The organism is Ignavibacteriota bacterium (assembly GCA_016716225.1).
Taxonomy (GTDB): domain Bacteria; phylum Bacteroidota; class Ignavibacteria; order Ignavibacteriales; family Melioribacteraceae.
This window is the reverse complement of sequence record JADJWT010000001.1, coordinates 1,911,442-1,930,000: the sequence shown is the minus strand read 5'-3', so window position 1 is coordinate 1,930,000 and position 18,559 is coordinate 1,911,442. Positions and strand designations below refer to the sequence as shown.

The window sequence follows — 18,559 nt, the reverse complement described above, 5'->3', positions numbered from 1 at the left end:
TAAGTGATGAAACTTATTTCCTACTTTCAAGTAAAGGTCTGATCAACGAAAAGAGCTTACGTGATTATCAAATTAGAAAAAGATTTAGAAATTTAAGAAACAGCAATATTTCGGCTAGTAATGCAATAGATTTAATTAGAGAAGAACATCCATATTTACAGTTTGATACCGTCCGCAAAATTGTTTACGATATAAAATAAATTAAGCCTTGATTAAAAATTTATGTTGATATATATTAGTGTTGAATCTTGAAAGATCTTTTGATCTTCAAGTTTTTAAACCCAGTGTTTCCCCCAACACTGGGTCTGTTTATAATTAAAGAGGAAATAAATGGCAAACCTAAAAGGTAAAAGTAAAACAGAAATAAAAAAACTTAACTCACCGTTTAAAAACTATTGGAATAAAACTAATTTTTTAATTTTTAGTATTGGAATTGTAGTTTTATTAATTGGATTTTACTTAATGTCAATTGGACCATGGGATAATCCAGTTTCACTATCAATTTCGCCAATAATATTATTAGTTGCTTATATAGTTATTTTTCCGCTTTCTATTTTAAAAAGTAAAAACAAACATTAGAATGTTTTTAGCCAAAATTATCGGGAATGTTGTTTCAACACAAAAGAATGAATTTCTAAATAGTCAAAAACTCTTACTTGTTAGAAAAATTGACCTAGATGGCAAGTTTATTGGTAATAAAGATGAAATTGCATTAGATATTGTTGATTCCGGAATTGGTGATATTGTTTTAGTTGTTAAAGAAGGAGCTGCCATTCAACAGATTCTTGGACATTCCGATGCTCCGGTTAATACAATGATTGTTGCAGTTGTTGATAACATAAGTATTGATAAAAATATTTAATTTCTTGAAAGATAATTTAGAAACCTTTATAAAACTTAGAATTCTTCTCGATGTTGACGGAATTGGTCCCGGAAAACTTTTTAATCTTCTCTCTAAATTTAATTCATTAGATAATCTTATTAACGCAAATTTCAATCAACTACAAATGGTTGATGGAATTTCTCAAACTTTAGCAAACAAAATTTTAAAAAAATTTGATGAGTTTAAAAATTTCCAAAATCAAATTGAAATTGAAATTACTCAATTAGAAAAAAATAATTGCAAATGGATTTCCTTTTGGTCTAATGAATATCCTTCTAACTTAAAAAATATTTTCGCTCCGCCAATTATTCTATATTATAAAGGAAACTTATCTGAAAAAGATAAACTTAGTATTGCTATTGTTGGAACAAGGATGCCAACAAATTATGGTAAAAAAATTGCCTATGATTTTTCAAGGAATCTTTCTGAACAAGATATAACTGTTGTTAGTGGCTTAGCAAGAGGAATTGACTCATCTGCACATTGGGGTGCTGTAGAAAATAATGGAAAACCATTGCAATAATTGGTTCAGGTCTTGATGTAATTTATCCCGCAGAAAATAAAAAATTATTTAATCGTATTGTTGAAAATGGAGCAATAATTTCTGAGTATCCATTAGGAACTAAACCGGATGCAGTAAATTTTCCAAAAAGAAACAGAATAATTAGTGGAATGACTTTAGGGACTTTAGTTGTTGAAACAAAATCAACTGGCGGCGCACTTCAAACTGCGGCATTTGCACTTGAACAAAATAAAGAAGTATTTGCTATTCCGGGAAATTTAGGAAATTTACAAAGTGAAGGAACAAATACACTAATTCAAAAAGGTGAAGCAAAATTAGTTAGAAATGTTGAAGACATTTTGGTTGAATTAAATTTAAAAATTTCGCCTAAAATTGGGGAAAATATTCCCAAGCCAAATGTTGATTTAAATATTTTTGAACAAAAAATTTTTGATGTTCTTTCAAGTTCGCCAAAACACATCGATTTAATAGCAAAAGAATCAAATATAAATTCTTCAGAATGTTTGGTTAATTTGTTATCCTTAGAATTTAGAGACATTGTAAAACAACTTCCGGGAAAGGTTTTTGTAAGAGTGTGATTAGTATTTTTTAAGTTTTTTCCACAGAAATTTCAATCGTTCTTTAATCTTTCCTTCTTGACCAATTTCAGTTGGGAAATAATATTGCTTCCCTTTTAATGAATCCGGAAAATAATTTTCTTCAATAAAATGATTTTCAAAATCATGAGCATATTTATAATCTTTACCATAATCTAAACTTTTCATCAATTTAGTTGGAGCATTTCTCAAATGCAATGGAACCAATTCTTGATTTCCTTCTCTTGCATCGGCAAAAGCTTTTTCTATGGCTAAATAAGATGCATTACTTTTAGGCTGCGAAGCTAAATAAGTTACACATTGTGATAAAATTATTCTTGCCTCCGGCATTCCAATTTTCTCTATTGCGCCAAATGTTGCTTCTGCAATTACTAAAGAATTCGGCGAAGCGTTTCCAATATCTTCTGATGCCAAAACTATCATTCTTCTTGCAATAAATTTTGGATCTTCTCCGCCTTCCAACATTCTCGCCATCCAATAAAGTGCAGCATCGGGATCACTTCCTCTAATACTTTTTATGAATGCTGAAATTATATTATAATGTTCTTCACCGCTTTTATCATACAAAATATTTTTTTGATGCAAAACATTATCAATTAACTTTTTATTTATTCTAACCGATTTAGAATTAATTTCTTGAAGCATTGCTGAATCAAGAATATTTAATAAAATTCTAGCATCACCGCCGCTAGCATAAATCAAATAATTTTTATCAATTTCATCAATTTGGAAACTCTTTAAAAATTCATCGGATTTAATTGCGTGTTCTATAATTTCTTCCAAATCTCCTTTTGTCAATTCATCAAGAACATAAACTCTAGCTCGGGATCTTAATGCGGGAATAATTTCGAAAGAAGGATTTTCTGTTGTTGCACCAATTAAAATAATTAAACCGGATTCAACTGCAGAAAGTAATGCATCTTGTTGAGATTTATTAAATCTATGAATTTCATCAATAAACAAAATTGTGCGTTTATTAAAACTTTCTCTATTGATTTTTGCAAGTGCAATAACTTCGCGGACTTCTTTTACACCTGCAGATACAGCGTTTAATTGATGAAACTCTGATTTTGTTGTTTCCGAAATTATTCTTGCAAGTGTTGTTTTTCCAGTTCCAGGTGGTCCCCAAAGTATGAATGAACTTAGTGCATCATTTGCAATCATTAAACTAATTGCTTTTCCGGATCCAACTAATTTTTTTTGTCCTCTAAATTCATCAAGTGTTTTGGGTCTAATTCTTTCTGCAAGTGGAACTTGTGGAATAACTCTATTCAATTTTAATTACCTAAAGAATCTTTTTTATCCTCAAACTTAAAAACTTTTTCGTTCTCTTTTTTCATCATAAATTTTTCGCGAGCAACTTTTTCTAATTCTTCGTCATCATTTTTTAATTTATTTACATTAGAATCAAGATCTTTAATTTGATTTTTTGATTTTTCAATTTGTCTTTCAATTGAATTTATTTCACTTTTTAATTCAAAATATTTCAACAAACCATATTTATTGAAGAATAAAAACAGAACTAAAAAAATTAGTATTACGAAATAAATCCAAGTTAAAATTCTATCTTTTTTATTGCTGAAACTTTTCATAATGCCGATGAAATAATTATATCAACCAATTCTTCAAATTCAATTCCATTTGCTTTTGCAATTTTTGGAACTAAACTATGCGAAGTCATTCCCGGTAATGTATTTATTTCTAAACAATATGGAATTCCTTCATCAGTTAAACGAAAATCAATTCTTGAATAATGTTCACATCCAAGTGAATTAAATGCAAGTAAAGCTTGTCTTTGAAGTTCAATTTCAATTTGTTTATCAATTTTTGCGGGAACAATATATTCGCTCATTCCATCCGTATATTTGCATTCGTAATCGTAAAGTTCGTGTTTTGGAATTATTTCAAGAATCGGAAGTTTAAAATCCTTAACAATTGCAACAGCTAATTCTCTGCCCGGAATAAATTTTTCCAACAAAACCTTTTTTGAAAATTGCGAAGCTAAAATTATTGAAGATTCTAACTCTTCAAATCTATTGCATTTTGTTAAACCAATTGTAGAGCCTTGATCATTGGGTTTTATAATGCACGGATATTTTATGGAATTTTTAATTTTTTTATTTAACTCAATTAAATCATCAAATTTATTTGTTTCAATCCACTCCGGAGTTGATACTCCGAAATGATTAAAAATAATTTTTGATTTTGCTTTATCCATAGAAAGCGAACTTGATAAAACTCCCGAACCAGTATATTTAATTCCTCGAAGTTCCAGCAGAGATTGAATTGCGCCGTCTTCACCCCATTTTCCATGAAGTGCAATTAATGCTAAATCGACATCATCAAAGAAAGATGAATTAATTGCAGCAATCATATTTTCATTGGAAATTTTCGAAAACTCACAATCGCAGAAATAATCATCAATATTTTTAGGTTGATTTATTCCATAAGCTGGATCAATTATTTTAGTTTTATATCCTAAAGATTTTACAGCATTATAAACAGCTTTCCCGGATTCTTTTGAAACAGCCCTTTCCGGCGAAGTTCCACCTAATAAAATTGCAATTGTTAAATCTTGTTTATTCATAAAATTTTGATTTGAGTGAATGGGAAAAAGTTTTCAATTAATACTTTGATTTGATTTGTAAGAATTTTTATTATTTCAATTTATTCTTGAATTCATAAATAATATTATTTATTACTTTTACTTTCTAACAATTCCATAATCTGCATATTTACAAGTCCATCTGTTCCGGAAATTTCCGGTTCTGTTTTATTTACTATTGCTTTTTGAACAGACTTCAGAAGTAACAAAAGTTTATTGGCGCGTTTTCTAAAAGCTTTTCTGCCTTCGCCAAAAAGATCAATTGTTAATTTACCCGGTTGTTTTTTTCTTCCAATAATATTTTCAATACTTATTGCACCTTTTGATCCGACAATATCAATTCTGTTAAAAGCTTGTTTTGAATTATACGAAACATTTAAAATTCCGTAACCACCTTTTTTAAATTTTGTAATCGCCGCAGCAAAATCATCAACTTGACTTTTATAAACAACGTTATCAATAAATCCGGCAATATCAATAATTTCTCCTCCAAAAAATCTAAGAAGATCAATCATATGAGTTCCCAAATCTCTAAATGCCCCGCCGCCGCTTTTAAATTTATCAAATCTAAAATTATCATCCGGTTCATAATTAATATTAAATGAAGTTGAAACTGAAACAATATTTCCAATCATTCCTTTTTCAATAATTTCTTTAGCTTTTACCGGAAGAGGATGAAATCTGTGAGTATAATTAATTGTTAGAAAAACATTATTTTCTTTACAAACATTAACCATTTCTTCTGCTTGTGTAGAATTTAATGAAAGAGGTTTTTCGCACAAAATATGTTTACCGGCTTTTGCAGCTTCAATTACTTGCCAATGATGATCAATATTTGCACTGCCGATATAAAGAATTTCAAAATCTTGTTTTAGAAATTCTGCATAATCATTAAAATAATTTTTTGCGAAAAATTTATTCGCAATTTCTTTTGCTCGAGTAATATCCGAACTATAAACTGAAACGAGTGAACTTTTTTTTAATTGTAATAATGTTGGAATAAAAGTATTTTCTGCAAATTTTCCACAACCGGCAACTCCCCATTTTATTTTTCTCATTAAATTCATTGGGGATTTTAATCTTTTATCAACGTTTAAAATCATTTATTACAAACCTAATTTCTTCATCAATTTTAAAATTGGTTGAGTGTTTTGCATAACATAAAAGTGAATTGCGGGAACTTTTGCGTTTATTAATCCTTCAACTTGTTTTAACGCCCATTCAATTCCTATATCTTGGGTGTGTTCATTTTTTGATTTCGAAATCTCTTCTGCTAATTCATTTGGAATATCCACATGAAAATTTGACGGCAAACTATTTAATTGACTTTTTGATGTTATAATTTTTAAACCCGGAATTATTGGAACATCAATTCCACTTTTTTTACACATTTCTGCATAATTAAAAAAATTATTGTTATCGTAGAACATTTGAGAAACAATATATTCTGCACCAGAATTTATTTTTTCTTTTGTGAAATTTATATCTATTTGAAGATTCGGAGCTTCAAAATGTTTTTCTGGATATCCGCCAATTCCAATTCCAAATTTCATTGGTTCAGCATTAAGTAGTGAATCTTCAAGATATTTTCCTTTATTCATATCTGAAATTTGTTTAACCAAATCAACAGCATGAACATTTGCTGAACGACCAAATTTTATTGGTTTGTTAAAACCACTTTCATCACCGCGAACAGCTAAAACATTATCAATTCCCAAATAGTGAAGTTCTATTAAAAAATCTTCCGTTTCTTCTTTTGTAAAACCTTGACAAATTACATGAGGAACCGCATCAATATTATATTTATTTTGAATGAGCGCACAGATTCCCAAAGTTCCCGGTCGCTTTCTTTTTATCTTCATTCTAAAATCACCAGAGGGAGTTTCTTCGTACATAACTTCAGCGGCGTGACTTGTAATATCAATAAACGGTGGTTTATACTTTACTAAATCTTCAAGAGCATTTAAAAGCGTTGTAATATTTCCGCCACGTTTTGGGGGAATTATTTCAAAACTAATTAAGGTTTGTGTTGCTTTTGCTAAGTGTTCAATAACTTTCATTATTTACCAAAATTGTTTTGCAAAGTTATAAAAAAATCGTTAATAATTTTAGTTGATTGTCGGAACAAGTTGAAGCAAGTTGAAATTTGAATTTTTTACAAAATTTTCTTCCGTATTAATTTTGAGCATTTCTCCATTAAGCCACATTTCCGTCATATCATCATAGTGATCGCTAAAGAAATTTCCGGATTGCCCGGTTGGCAAAATTAAATGAAAATAATTTGGCTCAGAAAAATCAAAAATATATCTCATCGATGGTCCCAATTTATTTTCATAAGGTTTGTTAAAAGAATATTCAGTATTAAAAATTGTTGTTCCGTCTCCTCCAATTTTATACGGACCAATATCTAAAATAAAATCCAACATTTTAGATTTACCATGAAAAAAATGTTTAAAAGTAACAGTGTGCAATTTTTTCCATTGCCATTCTTCAATTTCGCCAAATTCTTCACTAAGATATTTAATTGCATCCCACATACTTTTTCTTATGATTTCATCTTTGTGCTCAATTCTTTTTGTAGTTATATCATCAAACCAAGTTGATGAATTTTCATCAAGCAATTTTCTTACAACTCTGTATGGAATATTTGCAATAAAAATATATTCGTTAAACATGTTTTCGCCCATTTCATCAAGAAAAATATTTTTTAACAAATGTTGATAAAAAACTGCATATATTGCCGGAACTTGACTTTCCAAAAGAAAAATATGATCCCAACTTCTAATTAGACTTAAAACTTCTTTTAATTTATCATTTTCATAGGAATGATTTTTGAATGCATTTAAAATATGCGGAACAATATCTTTTGCATAATCTGAATACAAATCCATCTGATATTTTTTGAAATCTTCCACATTATGTTTTTGCTTGCTTTCTAATAATTCTGTAATTCTATTTATTCTTGAATTTGGTTCCCAAATATTTGAAATATGATAAGGATAATTTTTGATTGTTTTATTATTTGCTGAAGCTATATATCCGTTTGCGGGATTAAACAATTTCGGATTTTCAGAAAACGGAACAAATCCCAGCCAATCATTTTCATCGGTTATTCCATCATTTATAAAAGTCGGAGAATTATTTTTTCTTTGCGGAAGTTTTACACCGGCTGTATAACCAATATTTCCTTTATCATCTGCAAAAACAAAATTCTGTCCCGGAGCTTCAAAATCTTTTAAACCTTCTCTAAATTCTTCCCAATTTTTTGCGGAATTAATTTTGGAAAAAGCTTTCATTTCATTGCTTGATTCTAAAGCTGTCCAACGCATACTAATTGTATTTAAATTTTGGTGATTATTTGGATAAATTTCTTTGTACGGATGAATATCAGAAATTATTGGTCCGCGATGATTTTTCTTGATCTGAAAAATTACATCTGATGAATCTTTAACTTTTATTGTATCTTCAGAAATTGTAAGATTTTTCCATTCATTATTAAACAAATATTTTGTTTGCGAACTATCTAATTCTTCAATATAAAAATCCGCATCATCAGCCATAACATTTGTGAGAACCCAAGAAATATTTTGATTTTTACCAATCACAATTCCGGGAACTCCGGGAAGCGTAACGCCTTCAACATTTAATTCCAGCGAGCGCAAAACCGCAATATACCATTTGCCCGGAGCAGAAAAACTTAAATGTGGATCGTTTGCAATAATTGGTTTTCCGGATTCTGACCTTTCTCCGTTTACGACCCAATTATTTGAGCCGATGTGTGTTCCAACGAATCCCATAAAATTTCTGAAGTTTCTATCAACTTGTACTAAATCTAACGGAACATTTGCAATATTTTGTAAATTTTCCGGAATTATTGTTGGACCGTTTTCATCAAAAGTTGGTAAAATTTCTTTTGCTTTTTCAACACCTAATTTTTGAATAATGTGCGAAAGTGCAATATCGCTCCACCAAGAAATGTTTAATTCCCAAGCCATTAATTTTGCAATTAAAACGGAATGTTCTGGTTTCCATAATTCCGGTTTATAACCAATAACATCAAATTCAATTGGAAATTTATCTTGATCATTTTTTAAAAATTCATTTACACCTTTTGCATATGAAATTAAAATGTTCTTTGTTTCGTTATCAAATTTGTTGAAATGATTTTTAGAAATTTTTGCCAATTCCAAAGTTCTAAACATTTTATCATAAGAAATTGCAGCATGACCTAATATTTCACTTAACTTTCCTTCGCCAGCTCTTCTACCCAAATCCATTTGAAATAATCTTTCTTGAGCATGTAAATAACCAAGTGCAAAGTATAAATCACTTTTTGAATTTGCATAAACGTACGGAATTGCATTATTGTCTCTGTAAATCGAAACTTCATTTTTCAAATTTTGAACAGATTTTTTCCCGGAATATACCGGCAAAGTTTCGTTCAACATATAGATTGAGCCGATTATAAAAACTATAAATAATACTAAGAGAGTTGTCAGTAATCCAAAAGTAACTTTTATCCAATTATTCATTTTGTTTTATAAATATTATTTATTTTACGTAATAATTAAATTAAGAAGTTTTTTTCAAAAATTTAGAAAAATTAAAAGGTTTCTTATGCTTTGGATGGAAATAATTATTGTTGTTCTGCTTTTAATAATTACAGTTTTCCAAATTTTGAATTATATAAAATTGAGTAAGCAAAATATTGATCAAACAGAAACAAATATTATACAAAAACTTGAATCAATAAATTCTGAATTGGATAATAACATAGAAAATGAATTTAAGCGAAACCGCGAAGAAACTTTACAAAATTCAAAATTGGTCCGTGAGGAAGTGGGAAATTCCGTACGAAGTTTGGGAGATCAACTTTCTAATAGAATTAGAGATATATCAGATAGACAAAAAGATCAGCTTGATATTGTTGAAAATAGATTGAAAAATTTAACACAAACAAATGAAGAAAAATTTGACAAACTTAATAATCAAGTTTCAAAACAGCTTTCAGAAATTCAAGATAAGAATGAAAAAAAGTTAGAAGAAATGCGAGTAACTGTTGATGAAAAGCTTCACACAACTTTAGAAAAAAGATTAGGAGAATCATTTAATGTTGTAAGTTCTCAATTAAAATCCGTTTATGAAGGCTTGGGTGATATGCAAAAACTTGCATCCGGAGTTGGAGATTTAAAACGTGTTTTAACAAATGTAAAAAGCAGAGGAACTTGGGGTGAAGTTCAGCTTGGAGCTTTAATTGAGCAAGTTTTAACAATTGATCAGTATGCAAAGAATGTGAAAATAAAAAGTGACAGTAATGAAATTGTGGAATTTGCAATAAAAATGCCCGGACAAAATTCCGATGAAATTGTTTGGATTCCTATTGATGCAAAATTTCCCATGGAAGATTACCAAAGATTGCAAGATGCACAAGATTCTGCAAATCCGATTTTAATTGAAGAAGTTAGAAAATCTTTAGAAAATAATATCAAAAAAGAAGCAAAAAGAATTCAAGAAAAATATGTTGATCCGCCAAATACAACAGATTTTGCAATTATGTTTTTACCGATTGAAGGACTTTATGCAGAAGTTTTAAGAATTCCCGGTTTGTTTGATTTTGTGCAAAGAGAATACAGAGTAAATTTAACCGGACCAACAAATTTTCTTGCGGTTTTAAATAGTTTGCAAATGGGATTTAGAACTTTGGCAATTCAGCAAAGATCAAGCGAAGTTTGGAAAGTTCTTGGTTCAGTAAAATCAGAATTTGGAAAATTTGGCGAACTACTCGATAAGACTCACAAAAAATTGCAAGAAGCAAGTAATTCAATTGATACGGCTTCTAAAAAATCTAAAACTATTGAAAGAAGATTGCGCGATGTACAAGAATTACCAACTTCGGAAAATCAAATGGATTTAATTGAATGATTAAAAGAAAAATTTAGAAAATTTTCATTCTCATTTCATTGCGTATTATTTTTAACTTACCGAAAAAAAACTTTCATTCACCGATTTATATTTAGTGAAAGAAACTTTAAATAATAAATTACCATCAGCAAATTGAAAATTTGAGGTTAATATGAATAATCAAGAAAATAATACAACGGCAAGAATAATTTTAGGAGGCGTTCTGGTTGTTCTTGGAACATTATTTTTGCTTGATAATTACGGAATACTTTCATTCAGTCTTCCGAATTTTATTTTTCATTGGGAATATATTTTAATTGGAATTGGTATTTACATTTTAACAACTTCCAAAAATAAAACTGCGGGTATCATTCTTTTAGCAATTGGCTTTTTTAATTTAATACCGGAATTCTGGCCTTTGATTTTAGTCGGGTTAGGTATATATATTATCTTAAGAAGAAACCCGATAAAATCAAACTATAATATTGAAATTGAATTAGATGCAGAAGGAAAAGAAATTCCCAAATCGCAAAATTTAAATGACAGTATAGACGATATTTCAATATTCGGCGGCGGTACAAAACGAGTTACATCAAATAATTTTACCGGCGGAAAATTGACTGCGATTTTTGGCGGATCTGATATTCATTTGGAAAACTGTATTCTGGCAAAAGGTAAAAATGATCTTGATATTTTCTCAATGTTTGGTGGATATACAATTTATGTTCCGCAAGATTGGAATGTAATTTTAGATGTGGTTGCAATTTTTGGCGGGTTTTCTGATAAAAGAATTAAAGATCCAAACAGAGTTTATGAAGAAGATAAAGTTTTAGTAATTAAAGGATTGGTTTTGTTTGGCGGCGGTGAAGTAAAATTCTAAAATCTTAAAATTTTGAAAGAGTATAAAATGGATACAACAGCAAATAATTCAAACGGAAGAATAATAATTGGGTCAATTCTAATTTTCTTCGGACTAATATTTTTCATAAATAATTTTCAATTCCAGTTGTTTAATATTGATTTATTTTCTTGGCCTATAATTTTTACAATTTTCGGAATAATAATTATAATAAATAATAAAAATTCGCTTTTTGGATTTGCATTAATTGCTGTAGGAATTTTAGGAATCGTTTCAAATCATTCTGGATTTTCCGTACGTTATTTAATTCATGAATATTGGCCGTTATTGTTAATAATATTTGGAATTGTTTTAATTTTTCAAAAATCAAGAAATGTTGATAAATCCAAAAATCAATTTATTGAAACCGAAGATTATACAGCTGATGTTTTTACATTTTTGGGTGAATTTAATAAAATCATTAAAACAAATAAATTCCATGGCGGAAGAATAAGTTCAATTATGGGAGAAACTCAAATAGATTTAAGAAATTCTCATTTGGCAAATGAAATTGTTGAACTTGATAATTTAACATTAATGGCATCAACGGAAATTTACATTCCCGCAGATTGGAAAGTTATAATAAAAACTACAACTATTTTTGGAGCTTTTGAAGATTTACGTACAAACATTGTAAAGTCTGATTCATCAAAAACTTTAGTGGTAAAAGGTTTGGTACTTTTTGGCGGCGGCGAAATTAAATAACATAGATATTTTATGATAAATCCATTTGTAAAAAATGTAAAAAGTTTTTCTGTTTATCTAATTATTTGGATTTTTATATTTCTGCTTCATGCAAGCATTTTGTATTTTGTTATTGATTTACCTCTCAGAACATGCATAATCGATAGCTTAATTTTTAATTTTGTTTTTCTTGCCATTGGAATTAGTCTTTGGTATCCCACAAAATTCATTTCCTTCGAAAATTTTTCAGTAATTAAAATAGTAACAAATCATATTACTGCGGCATTCATAACTTCTGGAATTTGGATTGCAGTTGGTTATTTTATTACTTCACAAATTTTTCTCACCAATTTTGATTATCTAAAATTCCTTTACGCATCTTTGGTTTGGAGATTTTTTATCGGAATGTTTTATTACTTTATAATTGTTTCTCTCAATTATATAATTATTTATTACAATAATTTTCAAGAAAAAGTTTTAAAGGAAGCTGAACTGAAATCACTTGTGAAAGAAGCAGAATTAAAAAGTTTAAAATACCAAATTAATCCGCATTTTATTTTTAATTCGTTAAACTCAATAAGTGCATTAACAATTGCTGAACCGGAACGCGCAAGAGAAATGACAATTAATCTTTCAACCTTCTTACGTAAAACATTGAGTAACAACGAAAATCATAAAAGCAAATTAAGTGATGAACTTAAAAATGCAAAACTTTATTTAGATATTGAAAAAATTAGATTCGGTGATAAATTTAATTTCACGGAAAATATTTCAGCTGGATGTTTAGAATTGGAAGTTCCGAATATGATTCTTCAGCCGATTTTTGAAAATGCAATAAAACACGGAGTTTATGAAAGTGTTGACCCCGTTACAATAAATTTTACATGCGAAGAACAACTCGAGTATATGAAACTAACAATTACAAATAATTATGATGTTGAATCTGTTTCCCGCAAAGGTGAGGGAATTGGATTAAGCAATATTCAAAGTCGTTTGAGAATGATTTACAATCAAGAAAATTTAATAAAGTTTTCCAAAAATGATGGAATTTTTACCGTAACTATTTTTATTCCGTTGTAATATTTTTAATCTTGTAATTCCGGTAAGCTTCAAACCGGAATCTAAAAATTATAATCAAGAATTATAGCAAATTACTTTTAAGGATTATGAAATATGAATAATGAAATTTCTGTTTTAATTATTGACGATGAAAAACTTGCACGAGATATTGTTAAAAAATATCTTCAGCAAAATGAAAAAGTAAAATTGCTAGGTGAATGTACAAACGGTTTTGAAGGAATAAAAAGCATTAACGAACTTAAACCAGATTTGATTTTTCTTGATATTCAAATGCCAAAAATTACCGGATTTGAAATGCTCGAATTGCTCGATGAAAAACCTCAAATAATTTTCACAACAGCTTTTGACCAATTTGCAATTAAAGCTTTTGAAGTAAACGCAACTGATTATTTGCTAAAACCATTTTCTTTGGAAAGATTTAACGATGCACTTAACAAAGCAATAGATAGAATTTTAAGAAATGATAAAGAAAAAATTGATTACGAAAATTTAATTTCAAAAGTAAATGAAACACCAAATTCATTAAACAGAATTGTTGTAAAAACAAATCAGAAAATTGTAATTATTCCGATTGAAAAAATATTTTATTTAGAAGCACAAGATGATTACGTTATGATTCACTCAGAATTGGGAAATCATTTAAAGCAGCAACGAATGAAATTTTACGAAGAACATTTAAATGTAAATGAATTTATTCGTGTTCACCGTTCTTACATTGTAAATATAAATGAAGTAAAACAAGTTGAACTTTTTGAAAAAGAATCATACAAAGTTACATTAAAAAATGGTGAGAAAATTCCTGTTAGTAAAACCGGTTATTCGCGATTGAAAGAATTGATGAAGTAATTTATTTAGAACTTCCAACTTGCAAAACTTCTTTTGTTAATTCATTTTGAACGAAAGAAATTACATACAAATTTTCTTTATTCCAATGAGGATCAACCAAAGTAAATTCTGCAAACTTTGCTCTTCCCCTTGCTGATATTGACGATAGTGATTTTCCGTTAAAATCCGGAATGAATTTTCTTAAAATATACTGAACTTTTTTGTTTGAATTATTTACATCAACTTCTTTTTCAACAAGAGCATTTCTTAAAACAAGCGAATTAAAATCAATTCCGTGTAAATCAGAAACATCAATAAAAATATTTATATTCATTCCATTTCCATCAACTAAACTATCATAAACAGAAATTGTAAAATTTATATTCTTTTTAAATTCACGAGTAATTTCATTTTGTAAATTGTATGATCTACTACCATTTACAAAAATTGCTGGAATTTGAAGAATATCATAATAATCACCGCGCGCAATCATACCATTCCAAAAATCATAATAAAATACTTCATCATAATTCGGATAGTCTGATGCATAATTTATTATAAATATTTTTTCGTCGTTTCCATGATTTATATTTTGAATTATTTTACTCACATCACAAGTATCACAGTAAGAATATGAAAAAAGTTCAACAAAAACATTTTTTATTAAATTATTTTCATTGAGATTAAAATTACTCTCAACAAGTTTATTTTTATTTATTGTAATTTCCTTCTCCTCAGAAAAATAATTTTCTTTTGCAACTTTTATTCTATATGTAACAGCTAATATTTCTAAAGTATCGGGTGTAAACTTTCCGCTAAAAGTTCCTTCGAGAAAAATTTCAGAACTATCAATATTTGATTGTATAAAAATTTTTCCGTAACCAGGATCTGATTCAATCGGCAATTTGGAGCGACAAGTATTGAAGACAAAAATTAAAATAAGCAAAAAGATTTTTTTCATAATTCAATAAATTATTTACTTAAAAATTAACAAAAATAAAATTAAGTTTTAACCATTTTAAGAATTTGCTAAAAAAACACATTGTAAGTATATTTTGGCATTAAAATGAGTAGAAAATGGAATTAGATAAAGATATTCGTTCAACACAAGAAGTAAGAAATTTGGTTGCAAAAGCTAAAGCTGCGCAACTGGAATTTAAACATTTTAATCAAGCTCAAGTTGATAAAATTATTAAAGCAATGGCAGATGCCGGATTTGATGCAAGTGAACGGCTTGCAAAAATGGCTCATCAAGAAACCGGATTTGGCAAATGGGAAGATAAAATTGTTAAAAATGAATTTGGATCAAAAGATGTTTATAATTCAATTAAGGATTTAAAGACAGTTGGAATTATTGACATAAAAGAAAACGGAAAAATTGTTAAAATTGCAGAACCAATGGGAGTTGTAGCTGCTTTAATTCCTTCGACAAATCCAACATCTACTGCATTTTTTAAAGCTTTAATTTCTCTTAAAACAAGAAATGCAATTGTCGCAAGTCCGCACCCAAAAGCCGTAATGTGTACTTCAGAAGCATTAAAAGTTATGAGCGATGCGGCAATTTCTGCCGGAGCGCCAAAAGATTTAATTCAATGCATGTCAATTCCAACTTTGGAAGGAACAGATGCTTTGATGAAACACAGAGATGTTGCTGTAATTTTAGCAACCGGAAGCACGCCAATGGTTAGAGCTGCATACAGTGCCGGAACTCCAGCATATGGTGTTGGTTCCGGTAACGTCCCAGCATTTATTGAGAGAAGTGCAAATTATGAAAAAGCTGTTTTAGATATTATTTACGGAACCACTTTTGATAATGGAACTTTATGTTCATCCGAACAAGCTATGATTGTTGATCGACCAATTACTGAAAAAGTTAGAAAATTTGCAGAAGCAAATGGCGGTTATTATGTAAATAATGATGAAAAAATAAAACTTGAAAAAGCAGTTTTGAAAGAAGATAGAATAAATCCCGATATAGTTGGAAAATCTGCGCAGTTTATTGCTCAATATGCCGGATTTAAAGTTTCAGATTCTGTTAAAGTTTTATTTGCAGATTGTGTAAAAGTCGGAAAAGATGAACCGCTTTCCGTTGAAAAACTTTCCCCAATTTTAGCATTTTATATTGTTGACGGCTGGTTGGATGGATGTCATAAATGTATAGATTTGTTGAATTTTGGCGGAATTGGACATACAATGGCAATTCATTCAAATGATCAAGAAATTATTATGAAATTTGCGATGGAAAAACCTGCATTCAGAATTATTGTAAATTCTCCATCTTCACTAGGTGCGGTTGGTTATACTACTGCTTTAGATCCATCAATGACTTTAGGTGTTGGAACTTGGGGAGGTTCAATAATTTCTGAAAATGTTACGGCAAAACATTTAATGAATATAAAAACTTTAGCTTTCGAAACAAATCCAATTAATAAAGGAAATTCTGTAAATACATTTGGTAGCTCAAAAGTAGGAAATTCATTTTCGCAAAACGGTAGTTTTTTAAATGAAATTGAAGAAAGATTACGTGCACGAGCGGGAAATCCGGTTGTAAATTTTCAAACTTCTCAAAATAAATTTTCAACTCTAAAAAATATTTCTGATAAAAGAAATTACGGAAGTGGAATAAGTGAAGAAGAAATAAAAAAAATTATTAAAGAATTTAATTCGTAATCTTTTTTAAAGTTTAAAATTCTCTACAAAAATTATTTTAAAAGAATCATTTTTTTTACTTGAGTAAAATTTCCTGCTTCCAATTTATAAAAATATGCTCCGCTGGCAAGATTTCCTGCATTAAATTTAATTTCATAATTGCCGGATTTTTGCTTTTGATTGACCAAAGTTTTAACCTTCCTTCCTAAAATATCAAATACGACTAATTTTACATCAGTAGTAGTACTTTTCAAATCCGATTGAATTGTGTATTCAATTGTTGTTAAAGGATTAAACGGATTTGGATAGTTTTGCTCCAGCGAATACTTTTTCGGAAGAATTTTCTCGGCGTTTACATCGGTAATTGTGTTATCAAAATTAATATGATTTGTTGGTTCAGTAATATTAAAAAAATTAATGTCTGTCAAAATTGTATTTACTGCACCCGTAAAATTCCATTTCAAATTTAAGGACTCCTCGGTAAATTCTTTTGTGGAACTAATTCTAAATTTTCCTATTAATCTTTCTTTTCCAGCTATTATGTCATTACCAATTCCAGAAATAAATATTAATTTGTTTTGCTGATCTGAAGTATCAAAACCAATAATGTAAACCGGAATATTTGCTAATTCCGAAGAATTTACAGCATACTCTAAAGATATTGAATCACTATTATCAAAAGTTAAATCAAAAGTAAACGCGCATTGATAGGATGATAATATAAAATCCGGGCCCGTGCTATTAATAGTTACATCAAATTCTAAGTTTTTATTATCAATTTGAATTGGATTTACGAGTTTGATTATATAATCGTTTTGAGCTAAAAGTGAAATATATAAAGCTGTAAAAATTAAAAAAAAAGTTTTGACCATCTTACCCCCTAAAAAGTGTATATATTATCTATTCATATTTTGTACTCCTTTCTTCGTTGGGTTAGAAAAATCAGTAATTAGAACATGTTTCATTTTAGTACAATATGAACTTGATTTGTGTCACAAATTTATACATTTTTTTTTGATAGACAAGCAATTCGATTTGACAAAATTTATGACTATTATTTGTGAAGAGATTTTATTATTGGGATATTATGTCTAATTATTGAATTATTTATTTAAGAAATATTTAATTAAAGAAATTTTTAAAATATTTTTATATTATCAAAACCTAAATTTATTCATATCTCTCTAACTTAAACTTTTCACCAAGATAAAGTTTTCTAACTTCTTCATCATTTGCCAAATCATCGGCTTTTCCGTCTTTGAATATTTTCCCTTCTATCAAAATATATGCTCTGTCAACAATGCTTAAAGTTTCATGAACATTGTGATCTGTAATTAATATTCCAATTCCTTTGTTTTTAAGATTTGCAACAATGCTCATAATATCTTCAACGGCAATTGGGTCAACTCCGGCAAATGGTTCATCCAACAAAATAAAATCCGGATCGGTCGCAAGCGCGCGAGCAATTTCTGTTCTTCTTCTTTCGCCGCCGCTTAATTGAAATCCTTTACTTTTTCTAATGTGTGCAATACTTAATTCTTCAAGCAATTTTTCTTGTTTTTCTTTTCTTTCAGTTTTCGATAATTTTGTCATTTCCAAAACAGCCATAATATTATCTTCCACACTTAATCTTCTAAATACGGAAGCTTCTTGCGGAAGATAACCAATTCCCATTTTTGCTCTTTTGTACATTGGCAATTCAGTAATATTTTCTTGATTCAAAAAAACTTTGCCGTCGTTTGGTTTAATCATTCCGACAATCATATAAAAAGTTGTAGTTTTCCCGGCACCGTTTGGACCAAGCAGACCAACCACTTCACCTTGTGTAACATTTACGGAAACTTTATTTACAACGGTTCGCTTTTTATAAACTTTTATTAAATCTTCACTTCGTAATGTTGATATTTCTGTCATA

At 28.9% G+C, this 18,559-nt stretch carries 18 protein-coding genes and 1 pseudogene (1 of these 19 cut by a window edge); 10 read left to right on the top strand and 9 right to left on the bottom strand.

All coding sequences use genetic code 11. The annotated features are described in order from the left end of the window. From IPM32_08375 to dprA, 4 genes and pseudogenes are all read left to right on the top strand, one after another. On the top strand, positions 1-200 hold the 3' portion of the coding sequence (locus tag IPM32_08375) for a hypothetical protein (GenBank protein ID MBK8945273.1). It extends 55 nt beyond the left edge of the window; only the last 200 of its 255 coding nucleotides appear in the window; its start codon lies beyond the left edge, outside the window; it ends in the stop codon at positions 198-200. 130 nt (positions 201-330) lie between these two features. Beyond that, complete coding sequence (locus tag IPM32_08370) at positions 331-579, top strand: hypothetical protein (protein ID MBK8945272.1); 249 nt, start codon at positions 331-333, stop codon at positions 577-579. A gap of 1 nt (position 580) precedes the next feature. Then, on the top strand, positions 581-862 hold the full coding sequence (locus tag IPM32_08365; GenBank protein MBK8945271.1) for a EutN/CcmL family microcompartment protein: 282 nt from the start codon (positions 581-583) through the stop codon (positions 860-862). Between the two features lie 4 nt (positions 863-866). Further along, positions 867-1,984, top strand: a pseudogene (dprA, locus tag IPM32_08360) (DNA-protecting protein DprA). Here the strand turns inward: dprA and IPM32_08355 are convergent. The 6 genes from IPM32_08355 to IPM32_08330 form a co-directional block, all read right to left on the bottom strand. Beyond that, positions 1,985-3,265 carry a replication-associated recombination protein A gene (locus IPM32_08355; GenBank protein ID MBK8945270.1) on the bottom strand — a complete coding sequence of 427 codons (1,281 nt, stop codon included), beginning with the start codon at positions 3,263-3,265 and terminating at the stop codon, positions 1,985-1,987. It lies immediately after the preceding pseudogene. A gap of 14 nt (positions 3,266-3,279) precedes the next feature. After that, positions 3,280-3,594 carry a septum formation initiator family protein gene (locus IPM32_08350; protein MBK8945269.1) on the bottom strand — a complete coding sequence of 105 codons (315 nt, stop codon included), beginning with the start codon at positions 3,592-3,594 and terminating at the stop codon, positions 3,280-3,282. Further along, a complete protein-coding gene (locus IPM32_08345; GenBank protein ID MBK8945268.1) occupies positions 3,591-4,589 on the bottom strand; it encodes a D-alanine--D-alanine ligase in 999 nt (332 codons plus the stop codon). Before IPM32_08345 ends, IPM32_08350 begins: the two co-directional genes overlap by 4 nt. A 104-nt stretch (positions 4,590-4,693) precedes the next feature. Beyond that, on the bottom strand, positions 4,694-5,674 hold the full coding sequence (locus IPM32_08340; protein MBK8945267.1) for a Gfo/Idh/MocA family oxidoreductase: 981 nt from the start codon (positions 5,672-5,674) through the stop codon (positions 4,694-4,696). Positions 5,675-5,713: 39 nt separating this feature from the next. Next, positions 5,714-6,667 (bottom strand): methylenetetrahydrofolate reductase, encoded by a 954-nt coding sequence (locus IPM32_08335; protein MBK8945266.1) that lies wholly within the window; start codon positions 6,665-6,667, stop codon positions 5,714-5,716. A 48-nt stretch (positions 6,668-6,715) separates the two neighbouring features. Continuing rightward, entirely contained in the window at positions 6,716-9,139 is a 2,424-nt protein-coding gene (locus tag IPM32_08330; GenBank protein MBK8945265.1) for a penicillin acylase family protein, read from the bottom strand. Between the two features lie 85 nt (positions 9,140-9,224). Between IPM32_08330 and rmuC the strand changes: the two genes are divergently transcribed. The 5 genes from rmuC (at position 9,225) to IPM32_08305 (ending at position 14,016) form a co-directional block, all read left to right on the top strand. Next, the gene (gene rmuC, locus IPM32_08325; GenBank protein ID MBK8945264.1) at positions 9,225-10,529 is read left to right on the top strand and encodes a DNA recombination protein RmuC; all 1,305 of its coding nucleotides are present in this window, start codon (positions 9,225-9,227) and stop codon (positions 10,527-10,529) included. A 151-nt stretch (positions 10,530-10,680) separates the two neighbouring features. Next, entirely contained in the window at positions 10,681-11,388 is a 708-nt protein-coding gene (locus IPM32_08320; protein MBK8945263.1) for a hypothetical protein, read from the top strand. A 27-nt stretch (positions 11,389-11,415) separates the two neighbouring features. Next, positions 11,416-12,111, top strand: coding sequence for a hypothetical protein (locus IPM32_08315; protein ID MBK8945262.1), 696 nt, complete (start codon positions 11,416-11,418; stop codon positions 12,109-12,111). A 12-nt stretch (positions 12,112-12,123) separates the two neighbouring features. After that, positions 12,124-13,170 (top strand): histidine kinase, encoded by a 1,047-nt coding sequence (locus tag IPM32_08310; protein MBK8945261.1) that lies wholly within the window; start codon positions 12,124-12,126, stop codon positions 13,168-13,170. A gap of 93 nt (positions 13,171-13,263) precedes the next feature. After that, the gene (locus tag IPM32_08305; GenBank protein ID MBK8945260.1) at positions 13,264-14,016 is read left to right on the top strand and encodes a LytTR family transcriptional regulator DNA-binding domain-containing protein; all 753 of its coding nucleotides are present in this window, start codon (positions 13,264-13,266) and stop codon (positions 14,014-14,016) included. 1 nt (position 14,017) lies between these two features. On the opposite strand, the gene IPM32_08300 is transcribed toward IPM32_08305, so the two are convergent. Then, entirely contained in the window at positions 14,018-14,956 is a 939-nt protein-coding gene (locus tag IPM32_08300) for a PEGA domain-containing protein (GenBank protein ID MBK8945259.1), read from the bottom strand. Positions 14,957-15,072: 116 nt separating this feature from the next. On the opposite strand from IPM32_08300, the gene IPM32_08295 reads away from it, so the two are divergent. Beyond that, positions 15,073-16,665, top strand: coding sequence for an aldehyde dehydrogenase family protein (locus IPM32_08295; GenBank protein ID MBK8945258.1), 1,593 nt, complete (start codon positions 15,073-15,075; stop codon positions 16,663-16,665). A 32-nt stretch (positions 16,666-16,697) separates the two neighbouring features. Here IPM32_08295 and IPM32_08290 read toward each other — a convergent pair whose 3' ends face one another. Both IPM32_08290 and lptB read right to left on the bottom strand, forming a co-directional pair. Next, positions 16,698-17,516 (bottom strand): T9SS type A sorting domain-containing protein, encoded by an 819-nt coding sequence (locus IPM32_08290; protein MBK8945257.1) that lies wholly within the window; start codon positions 17,514-17,516, stop codon positions 16,698-16,700. Between the two features lie 298 nt (positions 17,517-17,814). Then, positions 17,815-18,558: an LPS export ABC transporter ATP-binding protein gene (lptB, locus tag IPM32_08285; GenBank protein ID MBK8945256.1), complete on the bottom strand. Its 744-nt coding sequence runs from the start codon at positions 18,556-18,558 to the stop codon at positions 17,815-17,817. Between the last annotated feature and the right edge of the window lies 1 nt (position 18,559).